At 63.8% G+C, this 18,158-nt stretch carries 12 protein-coding genes; 2 read left to right on the top strand and 10 right to left on the bottom strand.

The features are described from left to right. Nucleotides 1–107 precede the first annotated feature (107 nt). Nucleotides 108–917, top strand: coding sequence for a hypothetical protein (locus ACPFMA_RS01615; protein ID WP_425929564.1), 810 nt, complete (start codon nucleotides 108–110; stop codon nucleotides 915–917). A gap of 103 nt (nucleotides 918–1,020) precedes the next feature. Here the strand turns inward: ACPFMA_RS01615 and hemE are convergent, their stop codons facing one another. From hemE to pilM, 10 genes are all read right to left on the bottom strand, one after another. Beyond that, on the bottom strand, nucleotides 1,021–2,085 hold the full coding sequence (gene hemE, locus ACPFMA_RS01610; protein WP_425929563.1) for a uroporphyrinogen decarboxylase: 1,065 nt from the start codon (nucleotides 2,083–2,085) through the stop codon (nucleotides 1,021–1,023). A 107-nt stretch (nucleotides 2,086–2,192) separates the two neighbouring features. Then, entirely contained in the window at nucleotides 2,193–3,611 is a 1,419-nt protein-coding gene (locus ACPFMA_RS01605; RefSeq protein ID WP_064301185.1) for an FAD-dependent oxidoreductase, read from the bottom strand. 108 nt (nucleotides 3,612–3,719) lie between these two features. Beyond that, nucleotides 3,720–8,165: a glutamate synthase large subunit gene (gene gltB / locus ACPFMA_RS01600; protein ID WP_279899069.1), complete on the bottom strand. Its 4,446-nt coding sequence runs from the start codon at nucleotides 8,163–8,165 to the stop codon at nucleotides 3,720–3,722. Nucleotides 8,166–8,538: 373 nt separating this feature from the next. Further along, nucleotides 8,539–10,176 (bottom strand): SPOR domain-containing protein, encoded by a 1,638-nt coding sequence (locus ACPFMA_RS01595; protein ID WP_064301183.1) that lies wholly within the window; start codon nucleotides 10,174–10,176, stop codon nucleotides 8,539–8,541. Between the two features lie 16 nt (nucleotides 10,177–10,192). Continuing rightward, nucleotides 10,193–11,290, bottom strand: a complete 1,098-nt coding sequence (gene aroB, locus ACPFMA_RS01590; RefSeq protein WP_064301182.1) for a 3-dehydroquinate synthase — start codon at nucleotides 11,288–11,290, stop codon at nucleotides 10,193–10,195. A 100-nt stretch (nucleotides 11,291–11,390) separates the two neighbouring features. Beyond that, on the bottom strand, nucleotides 11,391–11,909 hold the full coding sequence (gene aroK, locus ACPFMA_RS01585; protein WP_009396827.1) for a shikimate kinase AroK: 519 nt from the start codon (nucleotides 11,907–11,909) through the stop codon (nucleotides 11,391–11,393). 4 nt (nucleotides 11,910–11,913) lie between these two features. Beyond that, entirely contained in the window at nucleotides 11,914–13,155 is a 1,242-nt protein-coding gene (locus ACPFMA_RS01580; protein ID WP_425929562.1) for a type IV pilus secretin PilQ, read from the bottom strand. Nucleotides 13,156–13,203: 48 nt separating this feature from the next. Beyond that, nucleotides 13,204–14,070, bottom strand: coding sequence for a type 4a pilus biogenesis protein PilO (gene pilO / locus ACPFMA_RS01575; protein ID WP_425929561.1), 867 nt, complete (start codon nucleotides 14,068–14,070; stop codon nucleotides 13,204–13,206). Then, nucleotides 14,067–14,603 (bottom strand): PilN domain-containing protein, encoded by a 537-nt coding sequence (locus ACPFMA_RS01570; protein ID WP_425929560.1) that lies wholly within the window; start codon nucleotides 14,601–14,603, stop codon nucleotides 14,067–14,069. The genes pilO and ACPFMA_RS01570 overlap by 4 nt, the downstream gene beginning before the upstream one ends. Then, nucleotides 14,603–15,508, bottom strand: a complete 906-nt coding sequence (gene pilM / locus ACPFMA_RS01565; RefSeq protein WP_425929559.1) for a type IV pilus biogenesis protein PilM — start codon at nucleotides 15,506–15,508, stop codon at nucleotides 14,603–14,605. The genes ACPFMA_RS01570 and pilM overlap by 1 nt, the downstream gene beginning before the upstream one ends. A gap of 202 nt (nucleotides 15,509–15,710) precedes the next feature. Here pilM and ACPFMA_RS01560 point away from each other — a divergent pair, with 202 nt between their 5' ends. Further along, on the top strand, nucleotides 15,711–18,140 hold the full coding sequence (locus ACPFMA_RS01560) for a penicillin-binding protein 1A (RefSeq protein ID WP_425930564.1): 2,430 nt from the start codon (nucleotides 15,711–15,713) through the stop codon (nucleotides 18,138–18,140). Nucleotides 18,141–18,158: the final 18 nt, after the last annotated feature.

Below are 18,158 nucleotides of genomic sequence, written 5' to 3'. Positions count from 1 at the left end.
CAGATTACCCAGGCAGGCTGAATTGAAGCTTAAACCTGATATTTCTGTCAGTTGTGCCTGATTTGAAGCGCATGGCTTGATGATTCCTCCTTCACGAGGACATCGACATGCTTACATCCTCCCTGCGTTACTTCTGCCTGCTCATTGCGCTGTTCCTGCAGATCCCCTGCGCCATCAGCGCCGATGACCCGGGGCGCAGCGTGGTCCTGCGCCTGCAACAGCGCTTCGACGATATCCGGCCGGAATGCGCCGATGGCAGCGCGGCGATCAACTGCAACGGCGTCATCATCCGCGCCATCCGTGACACGTCCAACCCGGCGTTCTGGAACCCCAGCCCGGAAAATGTCGAGCGCAAGGGCGTGTCCTTTTCCTACATCCGCCGGGACGTAGGCAACGAGCTGCTGGCGGGTGATGCCGGGTTGATCATGGCCCCGCTGGGCGAGCCGAGCGAGCAGCCGCTGACGGTGAAGTGCGTGTTTCCGCTGAATGCCGCTACTGACAGTCGTATCGAAAGTTGTGGCACGGAAGCGTTTCCGTTGCCCTGCCATTTGAGTGGCGTTGTGGATATTCCAACCTGGCAGGCGCACTTTGCCGAGTACACCGGAACCAAAGCTTGCTACTTCGAGCCAACGGCGCAGTGGTTCCAGTTCAGCATCGACGTGCGCCAGCATTTTCCGATCCCGGCTCACCGTCGCATCTGGAACGAAGTCGTGATTGCTCCGTGGCCGGAAGACATTCCCGAGAAGCTGCCACTGGAAGCGCTTTATTACACCGGGGCAGGGCTGGAAAGGGCGCGGCAGATGCAGGACAGCTTCATGGCCGCGACCGGGAAATTCATTCCCATCGTGCAGATCGACCTGACCAGGAACCCGGTGTTCTATTACGAACCGAAGGATCAGGTGGTGATAGTCAACTGATCGTACGCGGTCTTTGTGGGAGCGGGTTCACCCGCGATTACGGTAGCGAACTCACCACCGTAATCGCGGGTGAACCCGCTCCCACATGGACCGCGTTGCCCTGTCAGCCGTGGTACTGGGCTGAAAGCTCATGCACCGCGTTGATGAACACGCCTGCATGCTCCGGATCGACTTCCGGGGTGATGCCGTGGCCCAGGTTGAACACGTGGCCGCTGCCCTTGCCATAGCTGGCGAGGATGCGCGCAACCTCGGCGCGGATGGCTTCCGGCTTGGCGTAGAGCACGGTCGGGTCCATGTTGCCTTGCAGCGCGACCTTGTCACCCACGCGGCGGCGGGCGTCGCCGATCTCGCAGGTCCAGTCCAGGCCCAGGGCATCGGCGCCGGCCTCGGCGATGCTTTCCAGCCACAGGCCACCGTTCTTGGTGAAGAGAATCACCGGCACCTTGCGCCCCTCGTGTTCGCGGATCAGGCCGCTGACGATCTTGCGCATGTAGGCCAGGGAGAATTCCTGGTACGCCGCCGCCGAGAGGTTGCCGCCCCAGGTGTCGAAGATCTGCACCGCTTGCGCACCGGCCAGGATCTGCCCGTTGAGGTAGCTGGTGACCGACTGCGCCAGCTTGTCCAGCAGCAGGTGCATGGCCTGGGGATTGTCGTAGAGCATGGCCTTGGTCTTGCGGAAGTCTTTCGACGAGCCGCCTTCGACCATGTAGGTGGCCAGGGTCCAGGGGCTGCCGGAGAAGCCGATCAGCGGTACGCGGCCATTCAGCTCGCGGCGGATGGTGCTGACAGCGTCCATGACGTAGCCGAGGTCTTTCTGCGGATCGGGGATCGGCAGGGCTTCGATGTCGGCCAGGCTGCCGACCACTTTCTTGAAGCGCGGGCCTTCGCCGGTTTCGAAGTACAGGCCCTGGCCCATGGCGTCGGGAATGGTGAGGATGTCGGAGAAGAGGATCGCCGCGTCCAGCGGGTAGCGGTCCAGCGGTTGCAGGGTCACTTCGCAGGCGAATTGCGGGTTCATGCACAGGCTCATGAAATCCCCGGCCTTGGCGCGGCTGGCGCGGTACTCCGGGAGATAGCGGCCGGCCTGGCGCATCATCCACACCGGGGTGACGTCTACAGGTTGCTTGAGCAGCGCGCGCAGGAAACGATCATTCTTCAAGGCAGTCATGTCGGCATCCGGAAAAAAAGTGCGGGCATTTTCTCAGACGCACAAAGAAAAGGCACGGTGCTAGCCGTGCCTTTTGTCTATCAGGATGCCTTGGGTCAATAGATTTTTCAGACGCCCAGGTAATCCAGGATCCCTTCCGCCGCATTGCGGCCTTCGAAGATCGCCGTCACCACCAGGTCGGAACCACGGACCATGTCGCCACCGGCGAAGATCTTCGGGTTGCTGGTCTGGTGCTTGAACTGGCCTTTTTCCGGAGCAACCACGCGACCCTGGCTGTCGGTGCGGATATCGAACTGCTCGAACCACGGCGCCGGGCTCGGACGGAAACCGAAGGCGATGACCACGGCATCGGCCGGGATGATCTCCTCGGAGCCCGGGATCGGCTCGGGGCTGCGACGGCCACGGGCGTCCGGCTCGCCGAGACGGGTCTCGACCACCTTCACGCCTTCGACCTTGTCTTCGCCGATGATGGCGATCGGCTGGCGGTTGTAGAGGAACTTCACGCCCTCTTCCTTGGCGTTCTTCACCTCTTTGCGCGAGCCGGGCATGTTCGCCTCGTCACGGCGGTAGGCGCAAGTCACGGCCTTGGCGCCCTGGCGGATCGAAGTCCGGTTGCAGTCCATAGCGGTATCGCCACCACCAAGGACCACGACCTTCTTGCCCTTCATGTCGATGAAGTCTTCCGGCGACTTCTCGAAGCCCAGGTTGCGATTGACGTTGGCGACCAGGAAGTCCAGGGCGTCATGCACGCCAGGCAGGTCTTCACCAGGGAAGCCGCCCTTCATGTAGGTGTAGGTGCCCATGCCCATGAACACCGCATCGAACTCTTCGAGCAACTGTTCCATGGTCACATCCTTGCCCACCTCGGTGTTGAGGCGGAACTCGATGCCCATGCCGCTGAAGACTTCGCGACGATTGCTCAGCACGGTCTTTTCCAGCTTGAATTCCGGGATGCCGAAGGTCAGCAGGCCGCCGATTTCCGGGTTCCTGTCAAACACCACCGGGGTCACGCCGCCACGCACCAGGATGTCGGCACAGCCAAGGCCGGCAGGGCCGGCACCGATGATGGCGACGCGCTTGCCGGTCGGCTTGACCTTGGACATGTCGGGGCGCCAGCCCATGGCGAAAGCGGTGTCGGTGATGTACTTCTCGACCGAACCGATGGTCACTGCGCCGAATCCGTCGTTCAGGGTGCAGGCGCCTTCGCAGAGGCGGTCCTGCGGGCACACGCGGCCGCAGACTTCCGGCAGGGTGTTGGTCTGGTGCGACAGCTCGGCCGCCGCGAGGATGTTGCCTTCGGAGACCAGCTTCAGCCAGTTGGGGATGAAGTTGTGGACCGGGCACTTCCATTCGCAATACGGGTTGCCGCAACCCAGGCAGCGGTGGGCCTGCTCGGCCGATTGCTGGGGTTTGAAGGGCTCGTAGATCTCCACGAACTCTTTCTTGCGCTGGCGCAGCAGCTTCTTCTTCGGATCCTTGCGCCCGACTTCGATGAACTGGAAGTCATTACTCAGACGTTCAGCCATTTTTCAAAACCTCTTTACCGCAGTTGCTAGCTTCAAGCTGCAAGCTGCCAGACGATCACGTTTAGCCGGCGAGCCTCGCGCTGGGCGAGGTCGCCGCTTGCAACTGCGTTATTGCGGGTTGGCCCGGGTGCTGGAGAGCAGGTTCTTCAGGTTCGCCGCCTTCGGCTTGACCAGCCAGAAGCGACGCACGTAGTCGTCCAGGTTTTCCCAGAGCTCGCGGCCCCATGCACTACCGGTTTCCTCGACGTACTCGGTCAGCACGCGGTGCAGATGGCTGCGGTAAGCCTCCATCGCCTCGCCGGTGATCCGCTGGATTTCCACCAGTTCATGGTTCAGCTTGTCGACGAAGCTGTTGTCCATGTCCAGTACGTAGGCGAAGCCGCCCGTCATGCCGGAGCCGAAGTTGTAGCCGGTCTTGCCCAGAACGCAGACAAAACCACCGGTCATATATTCGCAGCAGTGATCGCCAGTGCCTTCGACGATGGCGTGGGCACCGGAGTTGCGCACCGCGAAACGCTCGCCCGCAGTACCGGCGGCGAACAGCTTGCCGCCGGTGGCGCCGTAGAGGCAGGTGTTACCGACGATGGCGCTGTCCTGGGTGGCGAACGGGCTGCCGGCTGGCGGTACGATGGTCAGCTTGCCACCGGTCATGCCCTTGCCGACGTAGTCGTTGGCATCGCCTTCCAGGTGCATGTTCAGGCCGCCGGCGTTCCAGACGCCGAAGCTCTGGCCTGCGGTGCCCTTGAAGCGGAAGGTGATCGGCGCCTTGGCCATGCCCTGGTTGCCGTGCAGACGGGCGATCTCGCCGGAGACCCGCGCGCCGATGGAACGGTCGCAGTTGCAGATATCCAGCTCGAATTCACCGCCGCTCAGGTCGCGGATGGCCGGGAGCGCCATCTGCACCATCTTCTCGGCCAGCACGCCCTTGTCGAATGGCGGGTTGCGGTCGACCTCGCAGAACTGCGGCTTGTCCGCCGGCACGTGGGCGCTGCCCAGCAGCGGGCTGAGGTCGAGGTGTTTCTGCTTCTCGGTTTCACCCGGGAGCATTTCCAGCAGGTCGGTCCGCCCGATCAGCTCGCCGAGGCTGCGCACGCCCAGCCTGGCCAGCCATTCACGGGTTTCTTCGGCGATGTAGGTGAAGAAGTTCACCACCATATCGACGGTACCGATGTAGTGATCCTTGCGCAGCTTGTCGTTCTGGGTGGCTACGCCGGTGGCGCAGTTGTTCAGGTGGCAGATACGCAGGTACTTGCAGCCCAGGGCGATCATCGGCGCGGTGCCGAAGCCGAAGCTCTCGGCGCCGAGGATGGCGGCCTTGATCACATCGAGGCCGGTCTTCAGGCCGCCGTCGGTCTGTACCCGGACCTTGCCGCGCAGGTCGTTGCCGCGCAGGGTCTGGTGGGTCTCGGCCAGGCCCAGTTCCCACGGGGCGCCGGCGTACTTGATCGAGGTCAGCGGCGAAGCACCGGTACCACCGTCATAACCGGAGATGGTGATGAGGTCGGCATAGGCCTTGGCGACACCGGCGGCAATGGTACCGACACCGGCTTCCGCCACCAGCTTGACCGAAACCAGCGCCTGCGGGTTGACCTGCTTGAGGTCGAAGATCAGCTGCGAGAGGTCTTCGATCGAGTAGATGTCGTGGTGGGGCGGTGGCGAGATCAGCGTCACGCCCGGCACTGCGTAGCGCAGCTTGGCGATCAGGCCGTTGACCTTGCCGCCTGGCAGCTGGCCGCCTTCGCCCGGCTTGGCGCCCTGGGCGACCTTGATCTGCAGCACTTCGGCGTTGACCAGGTACTCGGGAGTGACGCCGAAACGACCGGTAGCGACCTGCTTGATCTTCGAGCTGCGGATGGTGCCGTAGCGCGACGGGTCTTCGCCGCCTTCACCGGAGTTGGAGCGCGCACCCAGGCGGTTCATCGCCTCGGCCAGGGCTTCGTGGGCTTCCGGCGACAGTGCGCCCAGCGAGATACCGGCGGAGTCGAAGCGCTGCAGGATGGCTTCCAGCGGCTCGACCTCGCTGAGATCCAGGGCCTGGTCGGCGGTCTTGACCTTGAGCAGGTCGCGGATCATCGACACCGGACGGTTGTCCACCAGCGCGGTGTATTCCTTGAACTTGGCGTAGTCGCCCTGCTGCACGGCAGCTTGCAGGGTGTTGACCACGTCAGGGTTGTAGGCATGGTACTCGCCACCGTGGACGAACTTCAGCAGGCCGCCCTGCTGGATCGGCTTGCGCGCGCTCCAGGCTTCGGCAGCGAGCAGCTTCTGCTCGTTCTCGATATCGACGAAGCGCGCGCCCTTCAGGCGGCTGGCCACGCCACGGAAGCTCAGGCCGACCACTTCTTCCGACAGGCCGACGGCTTCGAAGAGCTGCGCGCCACGGTAGGAAGCGATGGTGGAGATGCCCATCTTCGACAGGATCTTCAGCAGGCCCTTGGAGATACCCTTGCGGTAGTACTTGAAGACTTCGTCCAGGTCACCGAGCACTTCGCCGGTGCGGATCAGGTCGGCCAGCACTTCGTAGGAGAGGTACGGGTAGACCGCGGAAGCACCGAAGCCGATCAGCACGGCGAAGTGATGCGGGTCGCGGGCGGTGGCGGTTTCCACCAGGATGTTGCTGTCGCAGCGCAGGCCTTTTTCGGTCAGGCGATGGTGCACGGCGCCGACTGCCAGGGAAGCGTGGACCGGCAGCTTGCCCGGCGCGATGTGACGGTCGGTCAGCACCAGTTGGGTCTTGCCCGAGCGCACGGCTTCCTCGGCCTGGTCGGCGATGCTGCGTACGGCAGCTTCCAGGCCCAGGCTTTCCTCGTAGTTGAGGTCGATGATGTGACGCTCGAAGCCAGGGCGGTCGAGGTTCATCAGCGAGCGCCACTTGGCCGGGGAAATCACCGGCGAGCTGAGGATCACGCGGGAGGCGTGCTCAGGGGACTCCTGGAAGATGTTGCGCTCGGCACCGAGGCAGATCTCCAGCGACATCACGATGGCTTCGCGCAGCGGGTCGATCGGTGGGTTGGTCACCTGGGCGAACTGCTGGCGGAAATAGTCGTAGGTCGAACGCACGCGCTGCGAGAGGATCGCCATCGGCGTGTCATCGCCCATCGAGCCGACCGCTTCCTGGCCCTGCTCGCCAAGCGGACGCAGCACCTGGTCACGCTCCTCGAAGGTGACCTGGAACATCTTCATGTATTGCTTGAGCTGGTCGGCGTCGTAGCTGGCCACGCCCTGGTCGTCGCTGAGGTCGGCCTGGATGCGCAGGGCATTCTGGCGCAGCCAGCGCTTGTACGGATGGCGCGACTTGAGGCGATCGTCGATGGCATTGGTATCGAGGATCTGGCCGGTCTCGGTGTCCACGGCGAAGATCTGGCCAGGACCGACACGGCCCTTGGCGATCACGTCTTCCGGCTTGTAGTTCCACACGCCGATTTCCGAGGCCAGGGTGATGTAGCCGTTCCGGGTGGTCACCCAGCGCGCCGGGCGCAGGCCGTTGCGGTCGAGCAGGCAGACCGCGTGGCGGCCTTCGGTCATCACCACGCCCGCCGGGCCGTCCCACGGCTCCATGTGCATGGAGTTGTACTCGTAGAAGGCGCGCAGGTCGGCGTCCATGGTCTCGACGTTCTGCCACGCTGGCGGAATGATCATGCGCACGCCGCGGAACAGGTCGATGCCGCCGGTGACCATGAGTTCGAGCATGTTGTCCATCGAGGACGAGTCGGAACCTACGCGGTTGACCAGCGGGCCGAGCTCTTCCAGGTCCGGGATCAGTTCGTTCTCGAACTTGGTGCGACGGGCCTGGGCCCAGTTGCGGTTACCGGTGATGGTGTTGATTTCGCCGTTGTGGGCGAGGAAGCGGAACGGCTGTGCCAGCGGCCATTTCGGCAGGGTGTTGGTGGAGAAGCGCTGGTGGAATACGCAGATCGCGGTCTGCAGGCGCTCGTCACCGAGGTCCGGATAGAAGGCGGCGAGGTCCGCCGGCATCATCAGGCCTTTATAGATGATGGTCTTGTGCGAAAAGCTGCAGATGTAGTGGTCGGTGTCTTCGGCGTTGGCTACCGAGGAGCGACGACGAGCGCTGAACAGCTTGATGGCGAATTCCTGGTCGCTCAGGCCTTCACCGCCGATGAACACCTGCTCGATCTGCGGCAGGCGCTCCAGGGCCAGGCGGCCGAGAACGCTGGTGTCGATCGGCACCTGGCGCCAGCCGACCAGTTGCAGGCCGGCAGCGAGGATTTCGCGATTCATGTTTTCGCGGGCGGCTTCGGCCTTGGCGGCGTCCTGGTTGAAGAACACCATGCCTACGGCGTACTGCTTGGGCAGTTCGGTGCCGAAGGTTTCCTGGGCGACGGCGCGCAGGAACTGGTCGGGCTTCTGCATCAGCAGGCCGCAACCGTCACCGGTCTTGCCATCGGCGTTGATCCCACCGCGGTGGGTCATGCAGGTCAGGGCTTCGATAGCCGTTTGCAAAAGGTGGTGGCTGGGTTCGCCCGTCATATGGGCGATCAGACCGAATCCACAGTTGTCCTTGAATTCTTCGGGATGGTACAGACCTGTTTTCATAGACACTTTCTCACCAGGTTCGCCTCTCACAAAGGCAAATCTTTTTAATTCAACCACTTACCATCCACGCCGAACGAACGCCAGCTTTGCGGGGGGCAATACGGGTGCCATTGTTGCACGGCGACAGTGAATCCCACAAATTTGATGACGAATCATCGAAAATCCATGTCGCATTTTTGAATGTTTTTAAGCGATTGCCGTGGTAACGGCTTGGCTCCACTCTGAAGCGTTTCAGCCTGGACTGCAAGACGGGCTTGTGGCCGGCAGTCTGGGACAGAAAAGCCTGCCGTGCACATGCACAGCAGGCTGTCTGGAAATTCAGAGATTGATCTTCAGGTGGCGGGGGTAGGTTGCCACCTGGATCGGCTGTTTACTAGCGAGTCGCAGCGAGCTCTTGCTGGACGCTTGCGACGGTGCGAGGCCAAGGTTTACCAGCCTGGACCTTGGCTGGCAAGGACTTGATGGCATTCAGTGCCGCATCGCGACTGGAGAAGCTGCCGTAGGTCACGACATAGAGCGGCTTGCCCTGCAGGTTTTTCTTGAAGTAGCGATAGTCGCCACCCTGGGCCTTGACGTATGCCTGGGCGGTGGCTTCCGAACTGGTACCGAGGATCTGCACCACATAGTTGCCCGGCGCCTGGGAGGCGTACCAGCCACTGCCAGCGCCACCGGCGGCCGGTTTGGCAGCCGGTTTCTCCGCTGGTTTGACTGCAGGCGCGGCAGGCTTGGCCACGGCGACTTCAGCCGGCTTCGACGCAGGTGCAACCGGTTTGCTGGCTGCCGGAGCGGCTGGCTGGTGAGCCGGGGCAACCGGCTGTGCGGACGCCAGCGTCTGCGACGGCTGGATAGGCTGGGCAGGCGTCGGCGCCGGGCCGGCGACAGCGCCTTCGGGCGGCGCGGTGGTGGTCACGGTTGGCGGCTGCAAGGCGGTATTGCCGGCCGGGCCGCCTTCCTCGCCTTCATTCATGCCGGCAGCTTCCGCCAGCGGGCCGCGCATGACCGGCTGCGACTGACCCACCAGCGGCAGTGGCATCGGCTGCGACGAACCGGCGAACTCGATCGCCGGACCGCCATTGTTCGATTGTGCATTGCCCGGCTGGCCCTGGCCCAGCGGCAGTTGCGCCTGCTCGGCGGGTGCGGCGGTCTTCGGCTGGTCGCCCTTCTTCGGCATCAGCACGGCGGCGCCGACGGCAACGATTACCACGGCGGACAACGCCAGCACATGTTTCTTCGGCATAGAGAACCCCACTGATGGTCGCTTCGCCGTCGAGCGGCTGGCGATCATGGCTTCGATCAAGGTGTCGCGGGCAACCTGGTTGATGTTCCCGGGCCAGCCTTCGGAATTTTGCTGGATATCGGCGATCTGCTCGGCAGTGAACACCTCGATGCCACGCCCTGCACCTTCCAGACGCTGCTCCAGGTATTCCCGGGTCTCGTCTTCGCTGTAGGGCTGCAACTCGATGACATGGAAGCGTTCGTCTTCGATTTCCAGCGCATCCAGGCTGGTGATCAGCGAGGGTTCACCGAACAGGAATACGTGGGGACGACCTTCGGCGGTGCCCGCCGCCAATTCCAGCAACGCTTGGAGCGCCGATTCGCCAAGTTGTTCCGCATCGTCCACCAGCAAGTAGACTTCCTGGCCGGTCAGGCCGAGCTGCACCACCTGGGAAAGGATCGCCGGGACTTCGGCCGTTGCCACGTTGAGCGACTGCGCCACCTGGGCCAGCACACTGGCGGCATCGCTGGCGCCGCGGGCGGAGACCACGACGCTTTGCACCGACTGCTTGTTGGTGCTGGCGACGAGCGCCTGGCGCAGCAGGGTCTTGCCACTGCCGTGCGGGCCGGTCACCACCAGCAGCAGCTGGCTGTAGCGGGCCAGGTGATGCAGTTGGCCCAGGACCGGCTTGCGCTGGGCGGGGAAGAACTTGAAACCCGGGACGCGCGCGGCGAAGGGATCGTGGTTCAGCTGGTAGTGGCCGAGGAAGGCCTCATCGGCATGCAAACTAGTCATCTGGCTCTCATCGACCTCAAAGCTGGGCCACGATGGCGGGGTAGTCCGCCGCCAGGGTGGCCTGAAGAATCTCTTGCGGGTAGTCGTCGGTGACCACCGCCTCGCCCAGCTTGCGCAGCAGGACCAGGCGCAGACGACCATCAAGTACTTTCTTGTCCACGGACATGTGCTGCATGAACTGTGCAGGCGTCATGTCCGCGGGCGGCACGACCGGCAACCCGGCGCGCTGCATCAGGCGAATACCACGATCGCGGTCCGCCTGGCTGATCCAGCCCAGGCGCATGGACATCTCCAGGGCCATGACCGTCCCCGCCGCCACCGCCTCGCCATGAAGCCAGACACCATAGCCCATCTGGGTTTCGATGGCGTGGCCGAAGGTATGGCCGAGGTTCAGGGTGGCACGCACCCCGGATTCACGTTCGTCGGCGCCTACCACTGCGGCCTTGGCCGCGCAGGAGCGGCGGATGGCCTCGGTCAGGGCCACGCCATCGAGGTTGCGCAGGGCCTCGACGTTGTCTTCCAGCCAGCCGAGGAACGGCTCGTCGCAGATCAGGCCGTACTTGATCACTTCGGCGAGGCCTGCGGACAGCTCCCGCGGCGGCAGGGTGCGCAGGCTGGCAGTATCGATCAGCACGGCGTTGGGCTGGTAGAAGGCACCGACCATGTTCTTGCCCAGCGGGTGGTTGATGCCGGTCTTTCCGCCTACCGAGGAGTCGACCTGGGACAGCAGGGTGGTCGGCACTTGGATGAAGTCCACGCCACGCTGGTAGCAGGCTGCCGCAAAGCCGGCCATGTCGCCGATGACACCACCACCGAGGGCGATGACCGTGGTGCGGCGATCATGTCGTGCGCCGAGCAGCGCGTCGAAGATCAGTTGCAGTGTTTCCCAGTTCTTGTAGGACTCGCCGTCCGGCAGCACCACGGGCAGTACCTTGTAGGCACCGAGGGTCTGGCTGAGGCGCTCCAGGTACAGGGGCGCGACGGTCTCGTTGGAAACGATGGCGACCTGCCGGCCGGCAATGTGCGGCGCCAGCAGTTCAGGTTGTTCCAGCAGCCCTTCACCGATGTAGATCGGGTAGCTGCGTTCGCCCAGGTCGACCTTAAGTGTCTGCATGTATCCCCACGAAGAACGAAGACGCGGCCCCGAAAACCCGGTCCGCGTGATAACAAAGTACCCTGTCAGGGCATGACTGGTCGCCGAGGATAGTCATGCGTCAGCGGGGCGGCAACTTCTGCAAGCGTTCGAGAATATCCAGGACCACCATGCGCGGTGGCCGTTCGTCGGTTTCAACCACCAGGTCGGCGATTTCCCGGTAAAGCGGATCGCGCAACGCCAGCAGGTTGCGCAGGGTTTCCTCGGGATTGGCAGTGCGCAGCAACGGGCGATTGCGGTCGCGCGCGGTGCGCCCCACCTGCTGTTCGACCGAGGCATGCAGGTAGATGACCCGGCCGCCATCATGCAGCGCCTTGCGGTTGGCATCGCGCATCACCGCACCGCCACCGGTAGCCAGGACCAAGCCGTCGGCGGCGCAGAGTTCGGCGATCATGGCCTGCTCGCGATCACGAAAGCCCGGTTCACCCTCTTTATCGAAGATCCACGGGATATTGGCGCCCGTGCGCAATTCAATTTCCTTATCGGAATCCTTGAAAGGCAGGCGCAGCTCTTTGGCAAGCAGGCGGCCGATGGTGCTTTTGCCAGCACCCATCGGCCCAACAAGTATCAAATTTCGCACAGAATCAATGACTCACAGCAATCGCCTGGTCATTCATGATACGCGGAGTCAGGAAGACCAACAGCTCGGATTTTCTTTCTTGGACGGTAGAGCGACGAAACAGCCGCCCAACATACGGCACATCGCCGAAAAATGGCACCTTATCCACCACATTACTTTTGCTGGTGGAGTAAACCCCACCGATCACGATGGTCTGACCGTCGCCGACGCGCACCCGGGCATTGACCTCGTTCTTGCGAATCGGCGGCACGCTGCCCTGGAGATTCAGGTAGTCCGGTTCGTCCTTGGTCACCTTGACCTGCATGCTCACTTCGCCGCCAGGCATGATCCTGGGGGTGACTTCCAGCGAAAGGGACGCCTCGCGGAAAGTGATGGAGGTGGTGCCGTTGGCACCCGACTCCTGGTAAGGAACCTCCGAACCCTTGAGGATCCGCGCGGTTTCCTTGTCGGCAGTGAGGACCTTGGGCTGGGAGATGATCTCGCCGTTGCCGGACTTTTCCATGGCACTGAGCTCCAGGTCCAGCAGACCACTGTCTCCGATCAGGCCGAATCCTATACCTGCGGCGGCGCGCTCGATACCCAGGTCGACGAAGGTTGGCGAATCCTCCTCGCCGATTTCCGGAGCGAGGCGACCGCCCTTTGAACCACCCCAGCGCACGCCCAGGCCTCGCTCGTAATCCACGTTGGCCTCGACGATACGCGCCTCGATCAGCACCTGACGCACCGGTACATCCAACTGCCCGACCAGGCGGCGCAAGGTGTCGAGGCGCTGAGGTTGCTGGCTGGTGATCAGGCTGTTGGTGCGCTCGTCGACGCTGATCGCCCCCCAGGGCTCTTCCTCCGGACCGGCCTCCAGCAAAGGCTGCAGCAACGTGACAATGTCCGCAGCTTGGGCATGGCTGACCGGCAAGAAGGCCTGCTCCCTCGGACCGTAGACCGGACGCCCGGCGTTCTCCAGCTCGCCGAGCGGAGCGACCAGCAGCACGTTTCCATCCAGGCGCCGGCCCAGGCCCTTGCTCTGCAGCACCGTATCCAGCGCCTGCTCCCAAGGCACTTCGTGCAACCGCAGGGTGATATTGCCGCGTACTTCGTCGCTGACCACCAGATTGACCCCGACGAAGTCGGCCAGTACCTGCAATACGGCCCGGACCTCGACATCCTGGAAGTTCAGCGACAACGGCTTGCCGGGTGCGGCAACGCTCACCGGAGACAACAGCAGCAGGTACAACATCCATGATCTGAACATCCTGTTCATCCATACCTCTACGTATCCATTCATCCATAAGGCCTGGTCTCAGCTTTTGACGAGCCTGAGGATTCGCCCGATCCCTGTCGCCGTGTCTTGTATCTCCACATGCCCCTCCTCTACCGCCAGGATCCGGCCTGCCCCGAAACGGTCGCCTTGACGCAACAGGTGCACAACGGCCCCCACACCGATGAGCGCCGCTGGCCCTTGCGGGTCGCGCAGATAACCCACCATGCGGGCCTGGTCCAGGGGCGGCTCGCCAGCAGCGGTGGCGAAGGGCTCGAACGGGTCGTGCGGCGAGGGGGTGGCCGGTGCCACCGACGGCAGCGTCGCACTCGCCTGGAGGGCGCGGTAGGCCTGGAGCCGCAGGGCAAGACGCAGTAAACCGGGAGTCCCCTGATCTGCCGCCGTCAGTTGCAACTCGTGCAAGGTCACCAGTTGACCCAGGCCGCCCAACCCGGCGAGAAAGCGCTTCAGGGCCCGGTAATCCCCGGACACACGCACCAACAGCGGCAGTTCGACATGGTTCGGCTGCTGCTCGGGCTCCAGCACCGTGACCTGCTCGAAAGACAACCCTGCGCCCAATTGGCCAAGGCCCTGCAACAGGCTCGCCAGGCCATCGTCATCGAACAGCTCGCGCTGCCTGCGCAGCAGGTCATCTTCCAGTCGTGCAAGCTGCGCCCGTTGTTCCGCATGGGTATCCACCTGCGCCGAACGCACCTGCCATTGCTGCTGCAGCTGGTCGTGCCGCTCCTGCGCCCGGGCGATGGAATCGAGCACTCCACGACCGTGGAAACCAAGGACCAGCCCCGGCAGCAGCGACAGGCATGCAGCCAGAAGCGCGCCCTTCGCCCACCACGGCCAGCGCAGCAGCAGGCGCCAGTCCAGCAGGTCGTCGATCAACGCGAGATTCATGGCGCCGGCCGCTGGAGGCTGACCGACACACGGAAGCGCTCACCCGCCGGCGAAGACGCCAGTTCCTGTAGATCCGGTGCCCCCAGGCCCGGCGACTGGCGCAGGTTGCGCAGCAACTGCGCTACCTCGGCACCACTGCGCGCCAGGCCGGAGAGACCCAGCTCACCGTCGGCCATATGCAGTTCGTTCAGCCTGGCTCCCGCCGGAACGATATGCATGAGGTGAAAAAGCAGGTCGCCGCCAGTGCCCTGTCGCTGCTGCAGCCCCTGTAATTCGTCCGATTGCGCCTGCAGTGCAGTGATCCGCTCACCCAGCAGCGTGACCTGCTCCAGCTTTTCGGCAAGCCCGGCGATGCGTTCATCCAGCCGCGCATTGGCCCCTGCCTGACGCTCCAGACGCTGGTCCAGCACTGCGACACCCGCTATCGATAGCAGAGCGCCCACCACCAGGCTACCGAGCAACATCCCTTGCCATCGCCGGATCGCTTGCCGGCGCCGCCATTCGCGCCATGGCAGGAGGTTGACCCCGGCCATCAGTTGCAGTCCCTCAAGGCCAGGCCGGTGGCAACGCCAAGCAAGGGCGCGGCCTGCTGCAATCCGTCGTCGCTCCCTGGCAGCAACAGCCCTGCCAAGGGATCGAAAACCCGCGTGGTAATGCCCAGGCGTCGCTGCAACTGCCCGGCGAGCCCGTCGCGATCCGCATGGGCACCGGCCAGCCAAAGCCAATCCGGCATGGCGCCGGGTTCTCGCAACAGGCACTGGTCGACGAATTCCACCAGCATGTCGAGCCGCGGTTCCAGGGGCACCTGGCGCTCGCTGAACGACAGCCCGCCATCCGCGCCGAAACCATGGAACCCCCAGGCCTCCGGCTCCAGCAGCACCACTGCGGACGACGCCAAGGCCTGTCGAGCCAGCACCCGCTGCCAGGCGTGGCTGTCGATATCGACGATCCGCGCCTGCAACCCGGCCAGCCCCATAACCCGCTGCAGGCTGTCCAGCCACTCCTGGCGACAGGCCGTGAACGCGACGTTGAGCATGCCGGGGGTACCGGGAACAACCCGATAGTCCAGCGCCGCCTCCTCCACAGCAAAGGGAATGAACTGCTCGGCCTCGTCGCGCAACCGCTCGTCGATTTCATCGTCGTCCAGCCCTGGCGGCATCGCCACCGCGTGCTGGATGACCACCGCAGACGGCACCGCCAGTGCGGCTTCGCGGGTGCTCGCACCGCTGCGCGCCCGTGCCCGCGCAAGCGCCTCGGCAACCACCTCATGATCCACCACCCGCCCATCGGCCAGTGCGCCCGGTGGCAAGGGTTCGATCGCCCATCCCCGCAAGGCCAGCCCTGACGGACGCCGCTCCAGTTGCAGCAACCTGACCGTACCGGAGGCGATTTCTACTCCCAGCAGTGAACCGGCATCCCGCCCTGTGCGTCCAAACATCCTGTTTTCCCCGTTCGTGGTTGAAGCTTCGTCCTGAAAAAAGGCAGCAAGTCGCCGTCCTGGCGAGGGAGGCGACAGCCCCACCTTGACACCCGGTGCAAATCCCGCGTGGAAGTGAAAATTGCTTATAATGCGCAGCGTTTTCCGGCCCGCCGGGCCCTGCGCTCAATCCAAAACCCCAACTGGACACCCCAACGCCTTGATACGCCTGCTGAAGTTCTTCTGGTGGTCTTTCGTCGCAGTCATTTGCGCAGCCGTCCTCGGTCTGAGCGGCGCGTTTCTGTATCTTAGTCCCAGCCTGCCGTCGGTCGAGGCACTGCGAAGCATCCAGTTGCAGATACCGCTGAGGGTGTACAGCAGTGACGGCAAGCTGATCGCCGAGTTCGGCGAAATGCGGCGGTCTCCAATCCGTTTTGCGGATATTCCCCCACACTTCATTCAGGCATTGCTGTCAGCCGAGGACGACAATTTCCTCAATCACTATGGTGTCGACCCCAGCAGCCTGATGCGTGCCGCCACGCAACTGCTCAAGTCCGGGCATATCCAGACCGGCGGCAGCACCATCACCATGCAGGTGGCGAAGAACTTCTTCCTGACCAGCGAGCGCAGCTTCTCGCGCAAGACCAACGAGATCCTCCTCGCCTTGCAGATCGAACGCGAACTGACCAAGGACGAGATCCTCGAGCTGTACGTCAACAAGATCTACCTGGGTAACCGCGCCTACGGCATCGAGGCAGCGGCGCAGGTGTACTACGGCAAGTCGATCCGCGATATCAGCCTGGCGCAGATGGCCATGATCGCCGGCCTGCCCAAGGCGCCGTCGCGCTTCAACCCGCTGGCCAACCCGGCGCGGGCCAAGGAGCGTCGCGACTGGATCCTCGGGCGCATGTACAAGCTGGGCAAGATCGACGAGGCGAGCTACCAGGCCGCACTCGCCGAGCCGCTGAACGCCAGCTACCACGTGCCGACGCCGGAAGTGAACGCGCCGTACATCGCCGAAATGGCCCGCGCCGAGATGGTCGGGCGCTACGGCAGCGACGCCTACACCGAAGGCTTCCGCGTTACTACGACGGTTCCGAGCAACCTGCAGGAAATCGCCAACAAGGCGGTGCTCGACGGCCTGACCGACTACGACCAGCGTCACGGTTATCGCGGCCCCGAATCGCGCCTGCCGGGCAAGACCCGCGCCGCCTGGCTGCTGGAACTAGCCAAGCAGCGCCCGATGGGCGGCCTGGAGCCGGCCATCGTTACCCAGGTCGACAAGAGCGGCCTGCGCGTGCTGACCCGCAACGGCGATGAGGCCAGCGTGGCCTGGGACACCATGAAGTGGGCCCGACCGTTCCTCAATACCAACAGCCAGGGTCGCGCACCGCAGCAAGCCAGCGACGTGGCCCAGGTCGGGGACCTGATCCGCGTCCGGCGCAAGGATGATGGCAGCCTGGCCTTCAGCCAGGTACCGGGCGCGCAGAGCGCGCTGGTAACCCTCGACCCGAATACCGGCGCGATCCGCGCCCTGGTCGGCGGTTTCTCCTTCGAGCAGAGCAACTACAACCGTGCCACCCAGGCCAAGCGCCAGCCAGGTTCGAGCTTCAAGCCGTTCGTCTACAGCGCTGCCCTGGATAACGGCTACACCGCCGCCAGCCTGGTCAACGATGCACCGATCGTGTTCGTCGACGAGTACCTGGACAAGGTCTGGCGACCGAAGAACGACACCAATACCTTCCTCGGCCCGATCCGCATGCGCGAGGCGCTGTACAAATCGCGCAACCTGGTGTCGATCCGCCTGCTGCAGAGCATGGGCGTGGACAGTACCATCGACTACATCGCGAAATTCGGCTTCAACAAGCAGGACCTGCCGCGCAACCTGTCCCTGGCACTGGGTACCGCAACCCTGACTCCGATGGAGATCGCCACCGGCTGGAGCGCCTTTGCCAACGGCGGCTACAAGATCAATCCGTACCTGATCGAACGCATCGAAAGCCGCAACGGCGAGACGCTGTTCACCGCCAATCCGGCGCGCACCCCAGCCGGCCACGACGACCAGGAGGGTATCGCTGCGCCACAGGCACAGCCGATCATCACTGACGGCCAGCAGGCCCCTGCGACGCAGCCGCAGGCTCCGGTGCTCGCCGAGCGGATCATCGACGGCCGGACCAGCTACATCCTCACCAGCATGCTGGAAGACGTGATCAAGCGCGGTACCGGCCGCCGCGCCCTGGCCCTGGGCCGCAACGACCTGGCCGGCAAGACCGGCACCACCAACGAATCCAAGGATGCCTGGTTCTCCGGCTACAACGCCGACTACGTGACCACGGTATGGACCGGCTTCGACCAACCGGAGACCCTGGGTCGTCGTGAATATGGCGGCACCGTGGCGTTGCCGATCTGGATGAACTTCATGGGGCCCGCATTGAAGGGCATGCCGGAGCATCAATTGCCGGAGCCGGAAGGCATCCTCAGCCTGCGCATCGACCCGGTCAGCGGCCGGGCGGCGACGCCGAGCACGCCGAACGCCTACTTCGAGCTGTTCAAGGCCGAGGATACGCCACCCTCGGTGAACGAAATGGGCAACGGCACCGCACCGGGCAGCCCGCTGCCGGCGGACGAGGCGGCGCCGATGGATCTGTTCTGATCCTGAGTCTGTATTGGC

It is taken from the genome of Pseudomonas sp. NyZ201, assembly GCF_049860765.1.
Lineage (GTDB): Bacteria > Pseudomonadota > Gammaproteobacteria > Pseudomonadales > Pseudomonadaceae > Aquipseudomonas > Aquipseudomonas bharatica.
This window is presented reverse-complemented; position numbering and strand designations above follow the sequence as displayed.